Source organism: Virgibacillus ndiopensis, assembly GCF_900187325.1.
Taxonomy (GTDB): Bacteria; Bacillota; Bacilli; order Bacillales; family Amphibacillaceae; genus Virgibacillus_E; species Virgibacillus_E ndiopensis.
Genome location: NZ_FZMZ01000005.1, coordinates 964,098 through 982,508, shown reverse-complemented (window position 1 = coordinate 982,508; position 18,411 = coordinate 964,098). Strand labels below are relative to the sequence as shown.

General features: G+C 35.5%; 15 protein-coding genes. 14 read left to right on the top strand and 1 reads right to left on the bottom strand.

What is annotated here, in order from left to right; translation table 11 throughout:
- The first annotated feature begins 96 nt into the window (after positions 1-96).
- The 7 genes from ystJ (at position 97) to CS937_RS12290 (ending at position 7,298) form a co-directional block, all read left to right on the top strand.
- A complete protein-coding gene (gene ystJ, locus CS937_RS12320) occupies positions 97-1,335 on the top strand; it encodes an NADP-dependent malic enzyme (RefSeq protein ID WP_281251896.1) in 1,239 nt (412 codons plus the stop codon).
- A 23-nt stretch (positions 1,336-1,358) separates the two neighbouring features.
- On the top strand, positions 1,359-1,967 hold the full coding sequence (locus CS937_RS12315; RefSeq protein ID WP_245835749.1) for a FadR/GntR family transcriptional regulator: 609 nt from the start codon (positions 1,359-1,361) through the stop codon (positions 1,965-1,967).
- A gap of 156 nt (positions 1,968-2,123) precedes the next feature.
- Complete coding sequence (gene accD / locus CS937_RS12310; RefSeq protein WP_099158748.1) at positions 2,124-2,978, top strand: acetyl-CoA carboxylase, carboxyltransferase subunit beta; 855 nt, start codon at positions 2,124-2,126, stop codon at positions 2,976-2,978.
- Positions 2,975-3,931, top strand: coding sequence for an acetyl-CoA carboxylase carboxyl transferase subunit alpha (accA, locus tag CS937_RS12305; RefSeq protein WP_099158747.1), 957 nt, complete (start codon positions 2,975-2,977; stop codon positions 3,929-3,931). Before accD ends, accA begins: the two co-directional genes overlap by 4 nt.
- Before the next feature lie 156 nt (positions 3,932-4,087).
- A complete protein-coding gene (gene pfkA, locus CS937_RS12300; RefSeq protein WP_099158746.1) occupies positions 4,088-5,047 on the top strand; it encodes a 6-phosphofructokinase in 960 nt (319 codons plus the stop codon).
- Positions 5,048-5,078: 31 nt separating this feature from the next.
- Complete coding sequence (pyk, locus tag CS937_RS12295; protein WP_099158745.1) at positions 5,079-6,839, top strand: pyruvate kinase; 1,761 nt, start codon at positions 5,079-5,081, stop codon at positions 6,837-6,839.
- Between the two features lie 69 nt (positions 6,840-6,908).
- Positions 6,909-7,298, top strand: coding sequence for an FxsA family protein (locus tag CS937_RS12290; RefSeq protein ID WP_099158744.1), 390 nt, complete (start codon positions 6,909-6,911; stop codon positions 7,296-7,298).
- 3 nt (positions 7,299-7,301) lie between these two features.
- Here CS937_RS12290 and ytvI read toward each other — a convergent pair whose 3' ends face one another.
- Complete coding sequence (gene ytvI, locus CS937_RS12285; RefSeq protein WP_176555827.1) at positions 7,302-8,408, bottom strand: sporulation integral membrane protein YtvI; 1,107 nt, start codon at positions 8,406-8,408, stop codon at positions 7,302-7,304.
- A gap of 333 nt (positions 8,409-8,741) precedes the next feature.
- Between ytvI and citZ the strand changes: the two genes are divergently transcribed.
- The 7 genes from citZ (at position 8,742) to polA (ending at position 18,375) form a co-directional block, all read left to right on the top strand.
- Positions 8,742-9,860 carry a citrate synthase gene (gene citZ / locus CS937_RS12280; protein WP_099158742.1) on the top strand — a complete coding sequence of 373 codons (1,119 nt, stop codon included), beginning with the start codon at positions 8,742-8,744 and terminating at the stop codon, positions 9,858-9,860.
- 312 nt (positions 9,861-10,172) lie between these two features.
- Positions 10,173-11,444 (top strand): NADP-dependent isocitrate dehydrogenase, encoded by a 1,272-nt coding sequence (icd, locus tag CS937_RS12275; RefSeq protein ID WP_099158741.1) that lies wholly within the window; start codon positions 10,173-10,175, stop codon positions 11,442-11,444.
- A gap of 349 nt (positions 11,445-11,793) precedes the next feature.
- The gene (gene mdh / locus CS937_RS12270) at positions 11,794-12,732 is read left to right on the top strand and encodes a malate dehydrogenase (RefSeq protein ID WP_099158740.1); all 939 of its coding nucleotides are present in this window, start codon (positions 11,794-11,796) and stop codon (positions 12,730-12,732) included.
- Positions 12,733-12,860: 128 nt separating this feature from the next.
- A complete protein-coding gene (locus tag CS937_RS12265; protein ID WP_099158739.1) occupies positions 12,861-13,337 on the top strand; it encodes a MaoC family dehydratase in 477 nt (158 codons plus the stop codon).
- Positions 13,338-13,480: 143 nt separating this feature from the next.
- Entirely contained in the window at positions 13,481-14,173 is a 693-nt protein-coding gene (locus CS937_RS12260) for a response regulator transcription factor (protein ID WP_099158738.1), read from the top strand.
- Positions 14,173-15,540: a two-component system histidine kinase PnpS gene (pnpS, locus tag CS937_RS12255; protein WP_099158737.1), complete on the top strand. Its 1,368-nt coding sequence runs from the start codon at positions 14,173-14,175 to the stop codon at positions 15,538-15,540. Before CS937_RS12260 ends, pnpS begins: the two co-directional genes overlap by 1 nt.
- Positions 15,541-15,735: 195 nt before the next feature.
- Positions 15,736-18,375 carry a DNA polymerase I gene (gene polA, locus CS937_RS12250; RefSeq protein ID WP_099158736.1) on the top strand — a complete coding sequence of 880 codons (2,640 nt, stop codon included), beginning with the start codon at positions 15,736-15,738 and terminating at the stop codon, positions 18,373-18,375.
- Positions 18,376-18,411: the final 36 nt, after the last annotated feature.

Here is an 18,411-nt window from a genome sequence, read left to right as displayed (position 1 = left end):
CACTTGCCATCTGTTATAATTGAATAGTTAAGTAGAGGTGGTCTGACCACTTTATAAAAGAAGTTACTAAATACTGCCTAAAGGAGCGAATAAACTGTGTCTAATTTAAGGGACGAAGCACTACATATGCATAAAGTGAATAAAGGGAAACTAACGACACAATCCAAGGTACCAGTACGTAATGCCAAAGATTTAAGTTTAGCGTACTCACCTGGTGTGGCAGAGCCATGTAAAGAAATTTATGATCGTAAAGAAACAGTATATGACTATACAATGAAAGGCAATATGGTTGCTGTTGTAAGTGATGGATCGGCTGTTCTAGGGCTTGGTAATATTGGTCCAGAGGCAGCTTTACCTGTTATGGAAGGAAAGTCTGTTTTATTTAAAAGTTTTGCGGGTGTTGATTCATTCCCTATTTGTTTGGCAACCCATGAGGTCGATGAAATTGTCCAAACTGTAAAATTAATGGAGCCGACATTTGGTGGTGTAAATTTAGAAGATATTGCTGCTCCAAATTGTTTTATTATTGAGGAGAGGCTGAAAAAAGAGACAAATATACCTATATTTCATGATGATCAACATGGAACGGCAATTGTAACGATTGCTGGATTGATTAATGCTTTAAAATTAGTAGGCAAATCATTCTCGGATATTAAAGTAGTAGCGAACGGTGCTGGTGCAGCTGGAATCGCTATTATTAAGTTGCTATATAACTTCGGAGTACGTGATATGATTATGTGTGATTCAAAAGGGGCTATTTTTGAAGGTAGATCATACGGGATGAATGATGTGAAGGATAGAGTAGCAAAAATGACGAATAAGGACAAAAAAGAAGGTAAATTAGAAGAAGTGCTAGAAGGTGCAGATGTATTTATTGGTGTATCTGTTGGAGGACTGCTAACACAGGATATGGTCAAGCAAATGAACGATGATCCGATCATATTTGCGATGGCAAATCCTGATCCTGAAATTATGCCAGAAGATGCAAAAGCGGCTGGTGCAAAGGTTATTGGAACTGGGAGATCTGATTTTCCAAATCAGGTTAATAATGTGTTAGCTTTTCCTGGAATCTTCCGTGGTGCATTAGATGTACGTGCTACAAGAATTAATGAGAGAATGAAAATAGCTGCAGCTGAAGCAATTGCATCGTTAATCAGGGATGATGAGTTAAATGAAGATTATGTTATTCCTGCCCCGTTTGATTCTCGGGTTGCTCCTTTAGTAGCTTCTAGTGTTGCGAAAGCCGCTATGGAGTCTGGTGTGGCTAGAATTCAAGTTGATCCTAAAGAAATTGCTGAAAAAACTAGAAGCTTAACACAAATCAAAGCTGATTAAGGAGTGAATTTAGGCTAGTGTCGATGACGCCTAAACAAAAAGTATACCAGGAAGTACTGCACGAAATTCGCAAATTTATAGAGAATCATGATTTAGAACCAGGTGACAAACTACCATCTGAACGAGAATTATCAGAAAAACTGCAAGCAGGTAGATCCTCTATTCGAGAAGCTTTGCGAGCAATAGAATTGTTAGGATTAATTGAAACGAGGCATGGTGAAGGGACTTTCTTAAGTACCTATCGTTCTTACCAAACCGTTGACCTGTTAGCATCGTTTATATTGCAAGAAAATAAAACGAAAAATGATATTATACTGGTTAAAAGAATAATTGAAAAGGAAGCAGCAAAAATAGCTTTTTCCAGCTTAACCGAAAAAGAAATTGCTGAATTGGATGAAATAGTACAAAATCAAACTGCTGAGACGGCACAAATTCATCGTACGTTTTTCAATTGTTTAGTAAAAAAAACCGACAACCTCTTGCTTGCAAGAATTTGGATGTTGTTGGAAGAGTTCTCTAATACCATACAAGTACTTAATTTTCATAATGCATTTTATCGTGAACTTGTTTCGTTATATAAAGCAAAAGCGTATGATTTAATAGAACCTTTATTTCATAAGTATTCAAATTAGTTGAGAATTTGTTTTGCAATTATTATAATTTTTTATCTCGACTATTTTTGACACCTTTTTTATTTCATTATCGTTATAGTGAAATATAGTAATGTATAAATAATGAGTAGATGTACACATTTCTTGGTTCTGGTTTTTGAAAAAGGAGGAATTACCTTGCTTAAGTTTGGCAAGAAAAAGAAATATGCTTCCATTCCAAGTGAACAATCTAAATTGGATGTTCCAGAAGGATTAATGATGAAATGTAATGGATGTCATAAAATTTATTATCGTAAGGAAATGAAAAAGAATATATATGTCTGTCCAAACTGCGGATACCATCATCAATTAAATGCTCGTGAGCGAATTGAAAGTCTTTTTGACGAAGGTACCTTTAAAGAGTGGGACGAACAGCTTACCTCAAGTAATCCTTTAGAATTTCCTGGATATGAAGAAAAAATAGACAAGGATCGTAAGAAAACAGGATTGAATGAAGGTGTAGTAACAGGTAAAGGTATGATTGATGGACAGGAAACGGCTTTTAGTGTAATGGATGCTAGCTTTAGAATGGGGAGCATGGGTTCTGCAATGGGCGAAAAAATTGCACGGGCAATTGTAAATGCACAAAATGAATCGTTACCATTTATTATCTTCACTGCTTCTGGGGGGGCTAGAATGCAGGAAGGTGTATTAAGTTTAATGCAAATGACGAAGACGTCTGTCGCCATTAAACGGTTTAGTGAAGCAGGAGGGCTAATGATTTCTATTATGACCCATCCAACTACTGGTGGTGTTTCTGCTAGCTTTGCCTCGTTAGGTGATTATAATTTTGCAGAGCCGGGTGCTTTAATTGGTTTTGCGGGTCAACGTATAATCGAACAAACTATTCGAGAAAAGCTCCCTGATGATTTCCAAACAGCAGAATTTCTCTTAAAACATGGTCAATTAGATCAAGTAGTTAACCGTCATGATTTAAAACAACTTTTAACAACTTTACTTGAGATGCACAAGAAGGGCGGGGAACATGCGTGAAACAGGTTCTTGAGTTCGAAAAACCAATTGTAAATTTAAAAGAAAAAATTGCTGAATTGAAAAGTTTCACCAAAGACAGTGAAATAGATTTGTCCGAAGAAATTAATACACTGGAAAAAAGATTAGAATCACTTGAGGATGATATTTATAGTAATTTAAAGCCATGGGACCGTGTGCAAATGGCCAGGCATCAACAGCGACCTACTACTTTAGATTACATTCAAGAATTGTTTACGGACTTTATCGAATTTCATGGTGATCGGTTTTATGGTGACGATGAAGCAATTGTGTCCGGTATTGCTTATTATAAAGGCAATCCCATTACTGTTATTGGTCATCAACGCGGTAAAGACACAAAGGAAAATATTCGCAGGAACTTTGGAATGCCACATCCGGAAGGGTATCGTAAAGCATTGAGACATATGAGGCAGGCTGAGAAATTTAACCGACCTATTGTTTGCTTTATTGATACGAAAGGTGCATATCCAGGAAAGGCTGCTGAAGAACGTGGTCAAAGTGAAGCTATTGCAAGAAACCTAATGGAAATGGCAGGTCTTACAGTTCCAATCGTGTGTATTGTTATTGGTGAAGGTGGAAGTGGTGGAGCTTTAGCATTAGGTGTAGGAGACCACATTCATATGCTAGAAAACTCAACCTATTCTGTAATATCTCCAGAAGGCGCTGCTGCATTGTTGTGGAAGGATTCTAATCTGGCACAAAAAGCAGCAGAAACGATGAAAATTACATCCTATGATTTAAAAGAATTAGGCATAATAGATAGTATTATATCTGAACCCAAAGGTGGGGCACATCAAAATGTTAAAGAGCAGGCTGAAAATATGGACAAGGTTTTACAAAAATCATTAACTGCTCTATCAGCCTATTCAACGGATGAATTACTTGAAAAAAGATGGGAAAAATATAAGCAAATTGGTGATTATAAAGAGAATTAATGCTTTTCTAAGCAATGTAGATAGAGATTGACTTATTTGTCAATCTCTTGATTAATTTTAGGGTTAGCCAGGACATTAAACAATGGCAATCTATTGATATTTTAGCTCATAGAGATTATCTTTAAATAGAATGAAATGTTAAAGAAGGTGTTTAGTATGAGAAAAATTGGTGTTCTTACAAGTGGTGGAGACGCACCTGGTATGAATGCGGCTATAAGAGCAGTAGTTCGAAAAGCGATTTATCATGACCTTGAGGTTTATGGTATTAAAAATGGCTACCAAGGTCTTATTGAGGGTAATATAGAAAAGTTGGAAATTGGCTCTGTAGGGGATATTATCCAACGTGGAGGCACTATGTTACGTTCGGCAAGATGTGAAGAATTTAAAACAGATGAGGGACAACAAAAAGGAATTGAACAATTAAAAAAGCACGAAATTGAAGGATTAATTGTTATTGGTGGAGATGGTAGTTTTCGTGGTGCACAAAAATTAACAGAAAAGGGCTACCCATGTATAGGTGTTCCCGGTACCATTGATAATGATATTAATGGCACAGATTTTACGATCGGTTTTGATACGGCGTTAAACACGATCATAGAAGCTATCGATAAAATAAGAGATACTGCAACGTCACATGAACGTACATATATCATTGAAGTTATGGGACGAGATGCTGGAGATTTAGCGTTATGGGCAGGACTTGCCGATGGTGCAGAGAGTATTCTGATTCCGGAAAAAGCGGATGATTTTGATGATGTTATTTCACGTCTTAAACGAGGACATGAACGTGGTAAGAAACATAGTATTATTATTTTAGCTGAGGGAGTTGGCAGTGGTTTTTCTTATGGCCAACGAATTCAAGAAGCCACGAACTTAGAGACTCGCGTTACAGTCTTAGGATACATTCAACGCGGGGGCTCTCCAACGGCATCTGATCGTGTTCTAGCAAGTCGTTTAGGAGCAAAAGCGGTAGATCTATTACTTGAAGGAAAAGCAGGAAGAATGGTCGGTATTCAAAATAATAAAATTGTTGACCATAATATTACAGATATACTATCAAAGCAACATACAATTAATGATGATATGTATAAATTATCAAAAGAATTGTCTATATAATTTTGCTAGTATATGTAGGAGGAAAGTAGTAATGAGAAAAACAAAAATCGTTTGTACGATTGGTCCGGCTTCTGAATCAATCGGAAAACTTGAGAAATTAATTGAGTCAGGAATGAATGTTGCACGTTTAAATTTTTCCCATGGAGATTTTGACGAGCACGGACAACGTATTAAAAATATTCGAAAGGCTGCAGAGAATACTGGTAAAACAGTTGCAATTCTTTTAGATACAAAAGGTCCAGAAATAAGAACTGGGTCATTTAGAGATGGAGAGGCAGAATTAGTTCAAGGAAATGTCGTATATGTTTCAATGAATGAAGTAGAAGGAACAGCAGAACGTTTTTCTATAACTTATCCTGGACTAATTAACGACGTGCATGTAGGCTCAAAAATCTTACTCGATGATGGTCTTATAGAGCTTGAAGTGGTTGAAGTTGACCATACCAACAATGAACTTAAGACAAAAGCATTAAACTCTGGAATAATTAAAAACAAAAAAGGTGTCAACGTGCCAAATGTTCAAGTTAAATTACCTGGAATAACAGAGAAAGATGCGGCAGATATCGAATTTGGAATTGGACAAGGTATAGACTTCATAGCGGCATCATTTGTACGTAGACCATCAGATGTATTAGAGATAAAAGAATTACTTGAAAAAAATAATGCTACACATATTCAAATCATTCCTAAAATTGAAAATCAGGAAGGTGTAGACAATATAGATGATATCATTGAAGTAAGTGATGGCATAATGGTTGCACGTGGGGATTTGGGTGTAGAAATACCCGCAGAAGATGTTCCTCTCGTGCAAAAAGCATTAATACAAAAATGTAATACTGCTGGTAAACCAGTTATAACGGCAACACAAATGCTTGATTCGATGCAACGTAATCCACGTCCAACAAGAGCAGAAGCATCGGATGTTGCAAATGCTATTTTTGACGGTACGGATGCTATCATGTTATCTGGAGAGACTGCTGCAGGTAACTATCCTGTTGAATCGGTACAAACAATGAGTAACATTGCATTAAAAGCTGAAACAGCATTAGATCATAAAATGATTTTAACTAACCGTTCGAAGTCAGTTGATATGACCATTACGGATGCTATTAGTCAATCGGTTACACATACAGCTATGAACCTATCTGTTAGTGCAATAATTACACCGACTGAAAGTGGTCATACAGCGCGTATGATTTCTAAGTATCGTCCCAAAGCTCCAATTGTTGCTGTTACTTTTTCAGAGCGAGTAAATCGTCAGTTATCACTTGTTTGGGGAGTCCACGCTGCAATGGGTGGAAAGGCATTATCAACTGATGAAATGTTAGACATTGCTGTTGACCGCGGGCTAAGTACTGGTTTATTTGAACGCGGTAGCAGGGTTATTATTACAGCAGGTGTTCCTGTTGGTGAAAGCGGAACAACAAACTTGATGAAAGTACACGTTATTGGTGATGTTGTTGCCAAAGGACAAGGCATCGGAAGACGTAGCGCCTATGGAAAAGCTGTAATTGCAAAAAATGCAAAAGAGGCAATTGATAAGCTTGAGGAAGAAGATATTCTTGTAACATATGGTACCGATCGTGATATGATGCCTGCAATTGAAAAAGCTGGTGGCATTATTACTGAAGAAGGTGGATTGACTTCCCATGCCGCTGTAGTAGGATTAAGTCTTGGTATACCAGTAATTGTCGGCGTTAAAAATGTTTTAGATTTAATAAACGACCAAGAAGACATTACAATGGATTCAGCAAAAGGCGATATATATAAGGGACATGCGAGCGTTTTATAGATATCATGTTAAAAAATGAGGGGACTATTCCCTTCATTTTTTAGCATACAAAGGAAAGGGTGAGTTTGTATGCGTTGGTTATTACTTGCACTTTTTATAATTCCTGCACTGGAAATTGGCATCTTTGTCTGGGCTGGAGGTATTATAGGGCCTTGGTGGGTGATTGCTTTAATAATATTAACCGGTGTTGTTGGGATTACAATTGCCAAAAGACAAGGGATGGAGACATGGAATCGAGCAAGACAATCAATGAGTTACGGTCGTGTGCCTGCCTCTGAAATGGTGGATGGTATTTGTATTTTTGTTGGTGCAGTATTTTTATTTACACCCGGTTTTGTAACTGATTTAGTTGGTTTTATGCTGGTATTACCGGTGACACGACAGCCATTCAAATTATTAATACAAAAGTTTATTAAGCAATTGATGGATAAGGGAACGTTTGTATATCGAAAATGGTAATTGTCATCCTTTAATATAAAGCCAAAGCTGTTTAAATAGACCTGATTGATAAAATGCACTTAAAACGATTACCGAAATAGGTGCAATAATAAGCCCAAAAACCCCAAATAATTGCAATCCCAAAAATAGTACTATGAGTGCCAAGAGCGGATTTACCCCTATTGTACTTGACAAAATTTTTGGTTCAAGAATTTGACGTCCGATGATGATTATCATATAAAGTATGGAAATACCTATTGTTAATAAATAATTTCCTGAGATAAAAAGATATATAATCCAAGGTATAAAGATAATACCAGTACCAATATAAGGAAATAAGTCCACAATAGCCGCGATGATCGCAATTGTCAGCGCATGGTCCACTTGTAAAATTAGTAATCCAACAAAAATAGTTATAGCGGTGATCATAATAAGTATCAGTTGTGCTTTAAAGAAACCGAATAATGCTTTTTTAAGATGATTCCAAACATTTTTGCCTGAGTCATTGGCAATGGGAGGGATTGTCTTTTTTATCGAATGCTGTAGTTTATACCAATCTTTTGTAATAAAAAATGTTGCTAAAATAATAAGTGTCAGTATTGTCATTGAACTAGGCAGTAAGCTTATAACTGTAGGGATATTTAACAAAAGGTTTTGTAAAAAATCTGTGCCCGAAGCACCAATTTGGTCAATAAATTGTTCTATGTTTTCACTAATCGTTTCTTGCTGAGCTGGATTTAACGTATGAAATATAGATGTCAGCTTATGGTAGAAAGGCATAATATTTGTATTGATAAAATCCTCTACAAAGGTTACGAAAGTATGAAAGAAAATTGGTATTTTATTAGCTATATAGGTAGTTCCATGGATTAATTCACTAATAATAAGTATAATACTACCAACAATCAAACTAGAAACAGAAATCAAGACAAAAACGGTTGCTAATGTGCGTGGAATCTTTATTTTATTCTCAAGAAAGGTAGTAGCTGGATTTAATAGTAATGATAACAAAATGGCAATTAGAAATGGATAAAGATACATAACTGTTAACTTAAAAATAAGACCGAAAGAAATGATACTTATTAAAACGATAAAAAACCTTATAATTTGATGCAACGATTGCTTGTACAATTTATCCACCCCACAAGATACGCTTGTACTAATTACTTATGAATGTTGAAGTGGAAATAGACTAAAATGAATAATTTGATACAAACTAAAATTCAATGATACTAATTTCTTCATGCAATATTGTTAATTATTGATCTTTATCGAGTATTATAAGCGTGAAATTCGTCTTTTTGGAAAAAATATTGCTGAAATTAATCGCTTTCGATTCACTTTGGTTTCGGAATACTTTATAATTGTCCATGGGGATGACATTGTTATAAACTATTTAAAGGATGTTATCAATAATATTTCATTAATTATTTGAGCAAATTATAGAAAAGGAGAGGGTTTGTTATGACAACAACTAAAGGTCTTGAAGGGGTTGTAGCAACTCAATCGTCAATTAGTTCTATTATCGACGATCAACTTACATATGTTGGTTATAAAATTGATGATCTAGCGGAAAATTCAAGTTTTGAGGAAGTAATCTATTTACTATGGAATCAAAAACTTCCTACAAAATCAGAATTAGATGCTTTTAAAGCTGAACTTGCTGAAAACATGGCACTTCCAGATGCAGTTATTGATCATTTACGTTCATACGATCTATCCACTGTTCATCCAATGGCCGCACTTAGAACTGCTGTATCACTTTTAGGATTGTATGATGATGAAGCAGACGTGATGGAACAAGCTGCCAACAAAAGTAAAGCATTGCGTTTGCAAGCTAAAATCGCTACTATTGTTACATCGTTTGCACGTATTCGTAAAGGAAAAGATCCAGTTAAACCGAAGAAAGAATTAGGTTATGCTGCTAACTTTCTTTACATGCTAAACGGAGAGGAAGCAAAGGACATAGAAGTAGAGGCAATTAACAAAGCTTTAGTGTTACACGCTGATCATGAATTAAACGCTTCAACATTTACAGCACGTGTATGTGTTGCTACATTATCAGATGTTTATTCTGGTGTTACTGCTGCGATTGGCGCTTTAAAAGGCCCATTACACGGTGGTGCTAACGAACGAGTAATGAAAATGTTGACGGAAATTGGTGAAGAAGAAAATGCAATTCCATACATTAAAGAAAAACTAGAAAATAAAGAAAAAATTATGGGTATGGGTCATCGTGTATATCGAAATGGCGATCCACGAGCAAAACATTTAAAACGCATGTCAGAAGAATTAACGAAAATTACAGGGCAGTCAAAATGGTTCAACATGTCTGTGAAAATTGAAGAATATATCAAGGAAAATAAAGGCCTTCCAGCAAATGTTGATTTCTATTCAGCATCTGTATACCACAGTTTAGGAATTGATCATGATTTATTCACACCTATTTTTGCAACTAGTCGTGTATCTGGTTGGTTAGCTCATATTTTAGAACAATATGATAACAACCGCTTAATTCGTCCACGTGCAGAGTATATTGGACCAAAAACACAAGGTTACGTAGCAATAGAAGATCGTGGTTAATTAAACGATAAGCGCCTTACTGTGCTTAACATACCATTTGTAGCCGGTGTATGCCGGCTTTTATCACGTTTAGTATAAAATATCAGCGTGAATGGGAAGTATTGGAATTCCTGAGGGGGATAACTACCCGTAACGTTTGAAATTTTACCAATGCAAGCAGAAGGTTAGTTAAACTAATCAGGTTTGAGTATGTATAGTGGAAATATGTCAGTAGAACGGGTCAAACATTCAGTAGGAAAAGTCCGATACTGAATGAAATTTCACTTTATGATAAAATGTAATTTGTATGAAGATGACTAGGAGGTAATTTAAATGGCACAAGGAGAAAAAATTACAGTAGAAAATGGGAAAATGAATGTTCCAGATCGTCCGATTATCCCTTTTATTGAAGGAGATGGAACAGGTTCAGATATTTGGGCAGCTGCACGTAAAGTTATCGAAGCTGCAGTAGAAAAAGCTTACAATGGTACAAAAGCAATCGAGTGGACTGAAGTATATGCTGGTCAAAAAGCATTCGATAAGACAGGTGAATGGTTACCAAATGAAACACTTAAAACAATTGATGAATATAAAATTGCGATTAAGGGGCCACTTACAACTCCAATTGGCGGTGGAATTCGTTCGTTAAACGTAGCTTTACGTCAAGAATTAGATTTATTTACATGTCTACGTCCAGTACGTTATTTCAATGGTGTTCCATCACCAGTTAAACGTCCAGAGGATGTTGATATGGTTATTTTCCGTGAAAATACGGAAGATATCTATGCTGGTATCGAATGGCAAAAAGGAACACCAGAAGTGAAAAAAGTAATTGATTTCTTAAAAAATGAAATGGATGTACATAATATCCGCTTCCCAGAAACTTCTGGTATTGGTATAAAACCAGTTTCTGAAGAAGGTACAAAGCGTTTGGTACGTTCAAGCATTCAGTATGCAATTAACGAAGGACGTAAGAGTGTAACGCTTGTTCATAAAGGAAACATCATGAAATTTACAGAAGGTGCTTTCAAAGCATGGGGCTATGAAGTTGCAGAACAAGAATTCGGTGACAAAGTATTCACATGGGCTGAGTATGACCGCATTGTAGAGAAAGATGGTAAGGATGTAGCAAATAAAGCACAAGATGAAGCTGAAAAAGCAGGTAAAATCATTGTAAAAGATTCAATTGCCGATATTTTCCTACAACAAATTCTAACACGTCCAAATGAATTTGATGTTGTTGCAACAATGAACTTAAACGGTGATTACATTTCTGATGCATTAGCTGCACAAGTTGGTGGTATCGGAATTGCACCAGGAGCAAATATCAATTATGATACTGGACACGCAATTTTTGAAGCTACACATGGTACTGCACCTAAATATGCTGGGTTAGATAAAGTAAATCCATCTTCTGTAATACTTTCAGCAGTATTAATGCTTGAACATTTAGAGTGGAGAGAAGCTGCAGACTTAATTACAAAAGCAATGGATAAAACAATTGCTTCTAAAGTAGTTACGTATGATTTTGCTCGTTTAATGGATGGTGCAACTGAAGTTAAATGTTCTGAATTCGGTAATGAATTAATCAAAAATATGGATTAAAACTCAGAAAGTATAAACGCGTAGGTTAGCGGTGTATTGATTGAGCAGAACCGAATTGAGATAAAGAAACATGATAAACGTAAGTGAATCGATGTTGACTTATTGTAAGGACACATCGGTTAGCCTATAGGCTGCCGATAGTTGGAGCTTGATGAAATTTATATTATTGCCAATTTCATAGAGCAAAACTTTTTAATAACAAATGTGAAGTAGGCATGCTAGTGCTCTGAAAATTGTCTATTGACTACGTCTTGAGTCGCTAGCCGTGCTTAGCTATACTTGGCTGAATCTCTTGTTAAGTTATAATACTGCTAATTATAATTCACTTAATATTAGGAAGGGGATTAACATGGCTATAAAGCGAAACAAAATTTCTGTTATCGGTTCAGGTTTCACAGGGGCAACAACTGCATTGATGTTGGCACAAAAAGAACTTGGGGATGTCGTATTAGTAGATATTCCGAACATGGAAGATCCAACTAAAGGGAAAGCATTGGATATGCTTGAAGCGAGTCCAGTACAAGGTTTTGATGCCAATATAATTGGTACTGCTAATTATGAAGAAACAAAGGATTCTGATTTGGTTATTATCACTGCAGGGATTGCACGTAAACCAGGGATGAGTCGTGATGATTTAGTAAACACAAATGCTAAAATTATGAAATCTGTTGCTAAAGAAATAGCTAAGTATGCACCTGACAGTTATATTGTAGTATTATCAAATCCAGTAGATGCAATGACTTATACAGCATTTAAAGAATCTGGATTCCCTAAAGAACGTGTAATTGGTCAATCTGGTGTCTTAGATACTGCTCGCTTCCGTACATTTGTTGCACAAGAACTTAACCTTTCCGTAAAAGATGTTACAGGTTTTGTTCTAGGTGGACACGGTGATGATATGGTACCGTTAATTCGCTATTCATATGCAGGTGGAATACCACTAGAAAAATTGATTTCGAAAGATCGTTTAGATGCGATTGTTGCACGTACTCGTACAGGCGGTGGAGAAATCGTAGGCTTACTAGGAAACGGAAGTGCATATTACGCACCTGCTGCATCATTAACAGTAATGGCAGAAGCAATTCTTAAGGATCAACGTCGTGTTCTTCCAGCAATTGCATACCTCGAAGGAGAGTATGGTTACTCCGATATTTATCTAGGTGTACCGGTTGTGCTAGGCGGTAAAGGTATTGAAGAAATTATTGAACTTGACCTTACTGATGAAGAGAAAGCAGCATTAGATAAATCAGCAGCTTCTGTTAAAAACGTACTTGAAGTTTTAGAGTGATTGTAAGAAGTGAAAAGCTATCCTGATATACTAGGGTAGCTTTTTTATTTATCAATAATCACAATAGAAACAAGAACGTTTTTTTGTTATAATAGTAAGCGCTTACATAATTATTGGAGGTGAGTAAGTTGATCGACAAAAAGAGAAAGCTTGGCAAAAAAATACATGAACTACAGGTCGGAGACTCGTATACAACTTCTCATATTATTGAAGACAGAGATTTATTATTATACTTAGGCCTAACAAATGATGCTAATCCATTATACATTCAACATGATTATGCCTCACAAACACCCTATAATCGGCCAATCGTTCCATCTGTTATGTTATTTGGGATGGTTTCTTCAATTGTTTCCATGCATTTACCTGGCCCAGGTAGTCATATTGTTCAACACGAAATGAGGTTTAATAAGCCAGTTTATCATAGTTCAGAAGTGAAATTTACTAGTGAAATAATTGCTATTGACCTAGAAGAGCATCATGTAACATTATCGGTAATAGGGTTCAATGTAGAAGGAGAAGAGGTAATAAATGGCAAATTATTAGTATGTCCTGCATATAAGCCAGAATCAATTACAGCAAGTTCATTAGAGAATTTTTTCTGATTTTAGTGGGTTTCTCTTAATACAATCAAAATTTTAATTATTTTATATTGTAAATATTTCTTTACGTTCTATCTATTCACATAACCACTAGTTCATTGTAAGATAAATATATATCATAATGTACTTGGAAATGGGGATTTACGTTGAACAAAAAAATTCTTATTGTTGATGATGAAGCATCTATTGTTACATTATTAAAATTTAACGTTGAGCAAGCAGGGTTTGAGACAGATGTTGCATATGACGGTATAGAGGCAATTAATAAGGTCGAACAGAATGCATATGATCTCATAGTTCTTGATTTAATGCTGCCAGAAATGGACGGAATGGAAGTTTGTAAGGAATTGAGAAGTAATAAAATCGACACTCCAATCCTCATGTTAACGGCGAAGGGTGATGAGTTTGATAAGATTCTTGGGTTGGAATTAGGTGCTGATGATTACTTAACAAAACCATTCAGTCCTAAAGAGGTTGTTGCAAGAATCAAGGCTATCTTACGACGTACAACAAAAGAAAAAAATCCAAATCAGTCTTTTATTCGCATTTCAAGTCTTACTATTTTTCCAGAACGGTACGAAGCAGAAATGAATAATGAAACTTTAACCTTTACAAGAAAAGAGTTTGAACTATTATATTATCTTGCAAATCATAAGGGGAAAGTTTTATCAAGAGATCAATTGCTAAGTGCGGTATGGAATTATGACTTTGTTGGCGACACGAGAATTGTTGATGTGCATGTCAGTCACTTGCGCGAAAAGATAGAGCCTGATACGAAACATCCAATTTATATTAAAACTATCCGTGGTCTTGGTTACAAAATGGAGGAACCAATGTAATGCGATCGATATTTTATAAACCTCTTATTTCCTACATAATTGGCATTTTTCTACTAGTAATCATTACTGGATGCGTTTTAAGTCTGTTAACTTCTGAATATATAATCCTATTTTCAGTATTGTTTGTAGAATTTATTATATTAGTTCTAATCATGTTGCATGTTTTTGAAAAATATATGAATCCAGTAAAAATGGCCACCAAAACGGTTAATGAGCTTGTCAAAGGGAATTATCGTGCTCGAATTCACCATCCAGCAGTTGGTAGCGTTGGTGAATTGAACAGTAAAATAAATATATTAGCCCGAAATTTAAGCGAGCTCGCTATACAAGAACAAATGCAGGAAAAGCAATTAACCACAGTGATTGACAATACGCAAAGTGGACTCGTATTACTAGATGAAAAAGGATATATTCATCTAGTTAATCGTAAATTTATCTCCATTTTTGGTAAGACTTCTAAAGATTATATAGGATATCTCTATTACGATGTCTTAAATAATGAACAAATTCATCGAACAGTTCAACAAACCTTTCTTTATGAAGAAAATGTGAAGGAATCATTTACTCAAATGACAGACCTTGACAAAAAGTATATTGAAATAGTTGGAGCGCCTATATTTAATGAAAGGAAACTACTAAAAGGTGCTGTACTAGTTTTTTATGATATTACGGAATTGAAAAAACTTGAAATTATGAGGAAGGATTTTGTCGCAAATGTCTCCCATGAATTAAAAACTCCAATTACATCGATTAAAGGTTTTGCAGAAACGTTACTTGATGGTGCTATGGAAGACGATACGGCAAAAGAAAAATTCTTAAGAATCATTTATGAAGAAGGTAATCGACTTCAATTGTTAATAGAAGATTTATTAACATTGTCCAAATTAGAAAAAGATGAGTTTAGATTAAATATTACTGAAGTTAAAATTGAAGAATTACTTACCGATATCATTCCGATAATGAAGCATCAAGCAGATAAGAAGCATATACATTTATCAGTTATCCAAGATCCGGGATTATTGATTAGAGCTGATGAAGAAAGATTGAAGCAAGTGTTTATAAATTTGTTGGTGAATGCATTAATCTACACGTCTGAAGGTGGAGAGGTAACACTTAGTGTCAATGAGACAGATAATCATCTCCATTTATCCGTAGAGGATACGGGTATTGGTATACCAGAAGAAGCGATCCCGCGTATTTTTGAACGTTTCTACCGAGTTGATAAAGCTAGAAGCAGAAATACTGGGGGAACAGGTCTAGGTCTAGCAATTGTAAAACATATTGTTGAGGTTCATAATGGTAAAATTACAGTCGAAAGTGAGTTAAATAGAGGGACAACATTTCACGTATATTTACCAAAAAATTAATTTAGGTCAACTTTATTATTTGTTTTTCCAAACAGATAATGGAGTTGACCTTTTTAAAAGTGATTATCGAATAAAACTGATATAATAAGATGTAGTCAATATTTTTGATATTTTTTCTTTTAATTAATTAAAATGATAAAATGAGATAACTACTTAAATAATTACATAATAACATTTTAATAGAGGAGGCATATTGTGTCGAAAAAATTAGTCTTAATCGATGGAAATAGTATTATTTACCGTGCTTTTTTTGCTTTACCATTACTAAATAATGATAAAGGTGTATATACCAATGCCGTTTATGGATTTACAACGATGCTATTAAGAATTTTGGAGGATGAAAAGCCTTCACATATATTAGTGGCATTTGACGCGGGAAAAACGACATTTCGCCATCAAACCTATAAAGAATATAAAGGTGGCCGTCAAAAAACGCCGCCAGAGCTATCGGAACAGTTTCCTATTTTAAAAGAATTGCTAGATGCATTTAATATTCCCCATTATCAGCTTGACCAATATGAAGCAGATGACATCATTGGTACATTGGCAACGAAAGGTAACGAAGAAAAGTGGGATGTTACTGTTATTTCCGGTGACAAGGATTTATTGCAGCTTGTATCGGACAACGTAACTGTGAAATTAACGAGAAAAGGGATTAGTGATGTAGAATCGTATACACCAGATTACATGGTGGAAAAAATGGAAATTACACCAGAACAAATTATCGATTTAAAGGCTTTGATGGGTGATAACTCGGATAATATCCCAGGTGTACCAGGTGTTGGACAAAAGACAGCTACGAAATTGATTAAGCAATACCAAACAGTAGAAGCGGTATACAATCATATTGATGAAATTAGTGGTAAAAAGCTAAAAGAGAATCTCTCAACTCATAAAGATGATGCTTTCATGAGTAAGGACCTTGTAACGATAAATCGTCAGTCACCAATCGAGATAACGATCGATAATATTGTCTATGAAGGCTATGAGCAGAACAAGGTTAGCTCCATATTCAAGGATTTAGGATTTCAGTCGTTGTTAAGCAGGTTAACTGGTGAATCAGAAGATGAAATTGAGCAAAACGCATCACTAAAAGAGATCGATTTTACAATTTTGGACGAAGTAACACCAGATATCTTTACTGGAGAAGAATCTCTAGTGGTAGAAATGCTAAGTGATAGCTATCATCAAGCTCCAATTGAGGGGATCGCGATAGCAAATGAAAAGAAGGCATATTTTATCCCAACAGAGGTCGCTGTTAAATCAAAAGCATTTCGTGAATGGGCTGAGAATGCTAGTCAGAAAAAATATGTATTTGATGCCAAGAAAACACTGGTTGCCTTACTAAGACAGGACATTGAGATTAAAGGAATTACGTTTGATATGCTACTAGCTTCCTATTTACTTGATCCTTCTGAAAATCATCATGATATACCAGCAATTGGTCATCGTATGGGTAAAACAGATGTTTTATTTGATGAAGAGATTTATGGTAAGGGTGCCAAACTGAAGGTTCCTGAACAAGGAGTCTTATCAGAGCATATTGCTAGAAAGACAAGCCTTTTATATACAATAAAGGATAATATGGAAACAAATTTAAAAGAAAATGAGCAATATGAATTGTATAAAGAATTAGAAATGCCACTTGCGCTTATTCTTGGAGAAATGGAACATACTGGAGTTATGGTTAATGTAAACAGGTTAGAGGAAATGGGAGCTGAATTAAAACAACGATTAGACGAAATCGAAAAAGATGTCTATGAGCTTGCTGGTGAAAAGTTTAATTTAAATTCTCCTAAACAATTGGGACCAATTCTTTTCGATAAGCTGGAATTACCTGTAATCAAAAAAACAAAAACTGGTTATTCAACAGCTGCTGATGTATTGGAACAATTACAGGATGAGCATGAAATAATTCCAAAACTGCTTTTATACCGACAACTAGGCAAGCTTCAATCAACATATATTGAAGGCTTATTAAAGGTAGTAAACAAAGAGTCTAATAAAATTCATACGCGATTTAATCAAGCACTCACGCAAACTGGCCGATTAAGTTCTATTGATCCTAACCTACAGAACATTCCAATCCGTTTGGAAGAAGGGAGAAAAATCCGTCAAGCATTTGTTCCAACGAAAAAGGATTGGATTATGTTTGCAGCTGATTATTCGCAAATTGAATTGCGTGTGCTAGCACATATTGCAAAAGATAAAAAATTAATTGAGGCATTCCAGAATGATATGGATATTCATACACGTACTGCAATGGAAGTTTTTCATGTTGGAGAAGACGAAATAACCAGTAACATGCGGCGTCAGGCTAAGGCAGTCAATTTTGGAATCGTTTATGGAATTAGTGATTATGGGTTGTCACAAAGTTTAAGAATCACCCGAAAAGAAGCGAAAAAATTTATTGAACGCTATTTGGATAGTTATCCTGGTGTCAAAACATTTATGGATGAGGTTGTTCAAGAAGCGAAACACAAAGGCTATGTAACCACCTTAATGAACCGTAGACGATACTTACCAGACATTACGAGCAGGAATTTTAATAAGCGGAGCTTTGCTGAACGTACAGCCATGAACACACCAATTCAAGGAAGTGCAGCTGATATTATTAAAAAAGCAATGATAGACCTTCATGAAAAATTGATTGATGAGAAGCTTGAAGCCAGAATGCTGCTCCAAGTTCATGATGAGCTTATCCTTGAAGCACCGAAGGAAGAAATTGATAAGCTGAAACAGGTTGTCCCTGCTGTAATGGAAAATACAGTTGAACTTGACGTTCCACTTAAGGTTGACTATGAATACGGTGACAGCTGGTTTGATGCTAAGTAATACTAGTATACGCTGTGACAAGCTTGAAGGAGAATA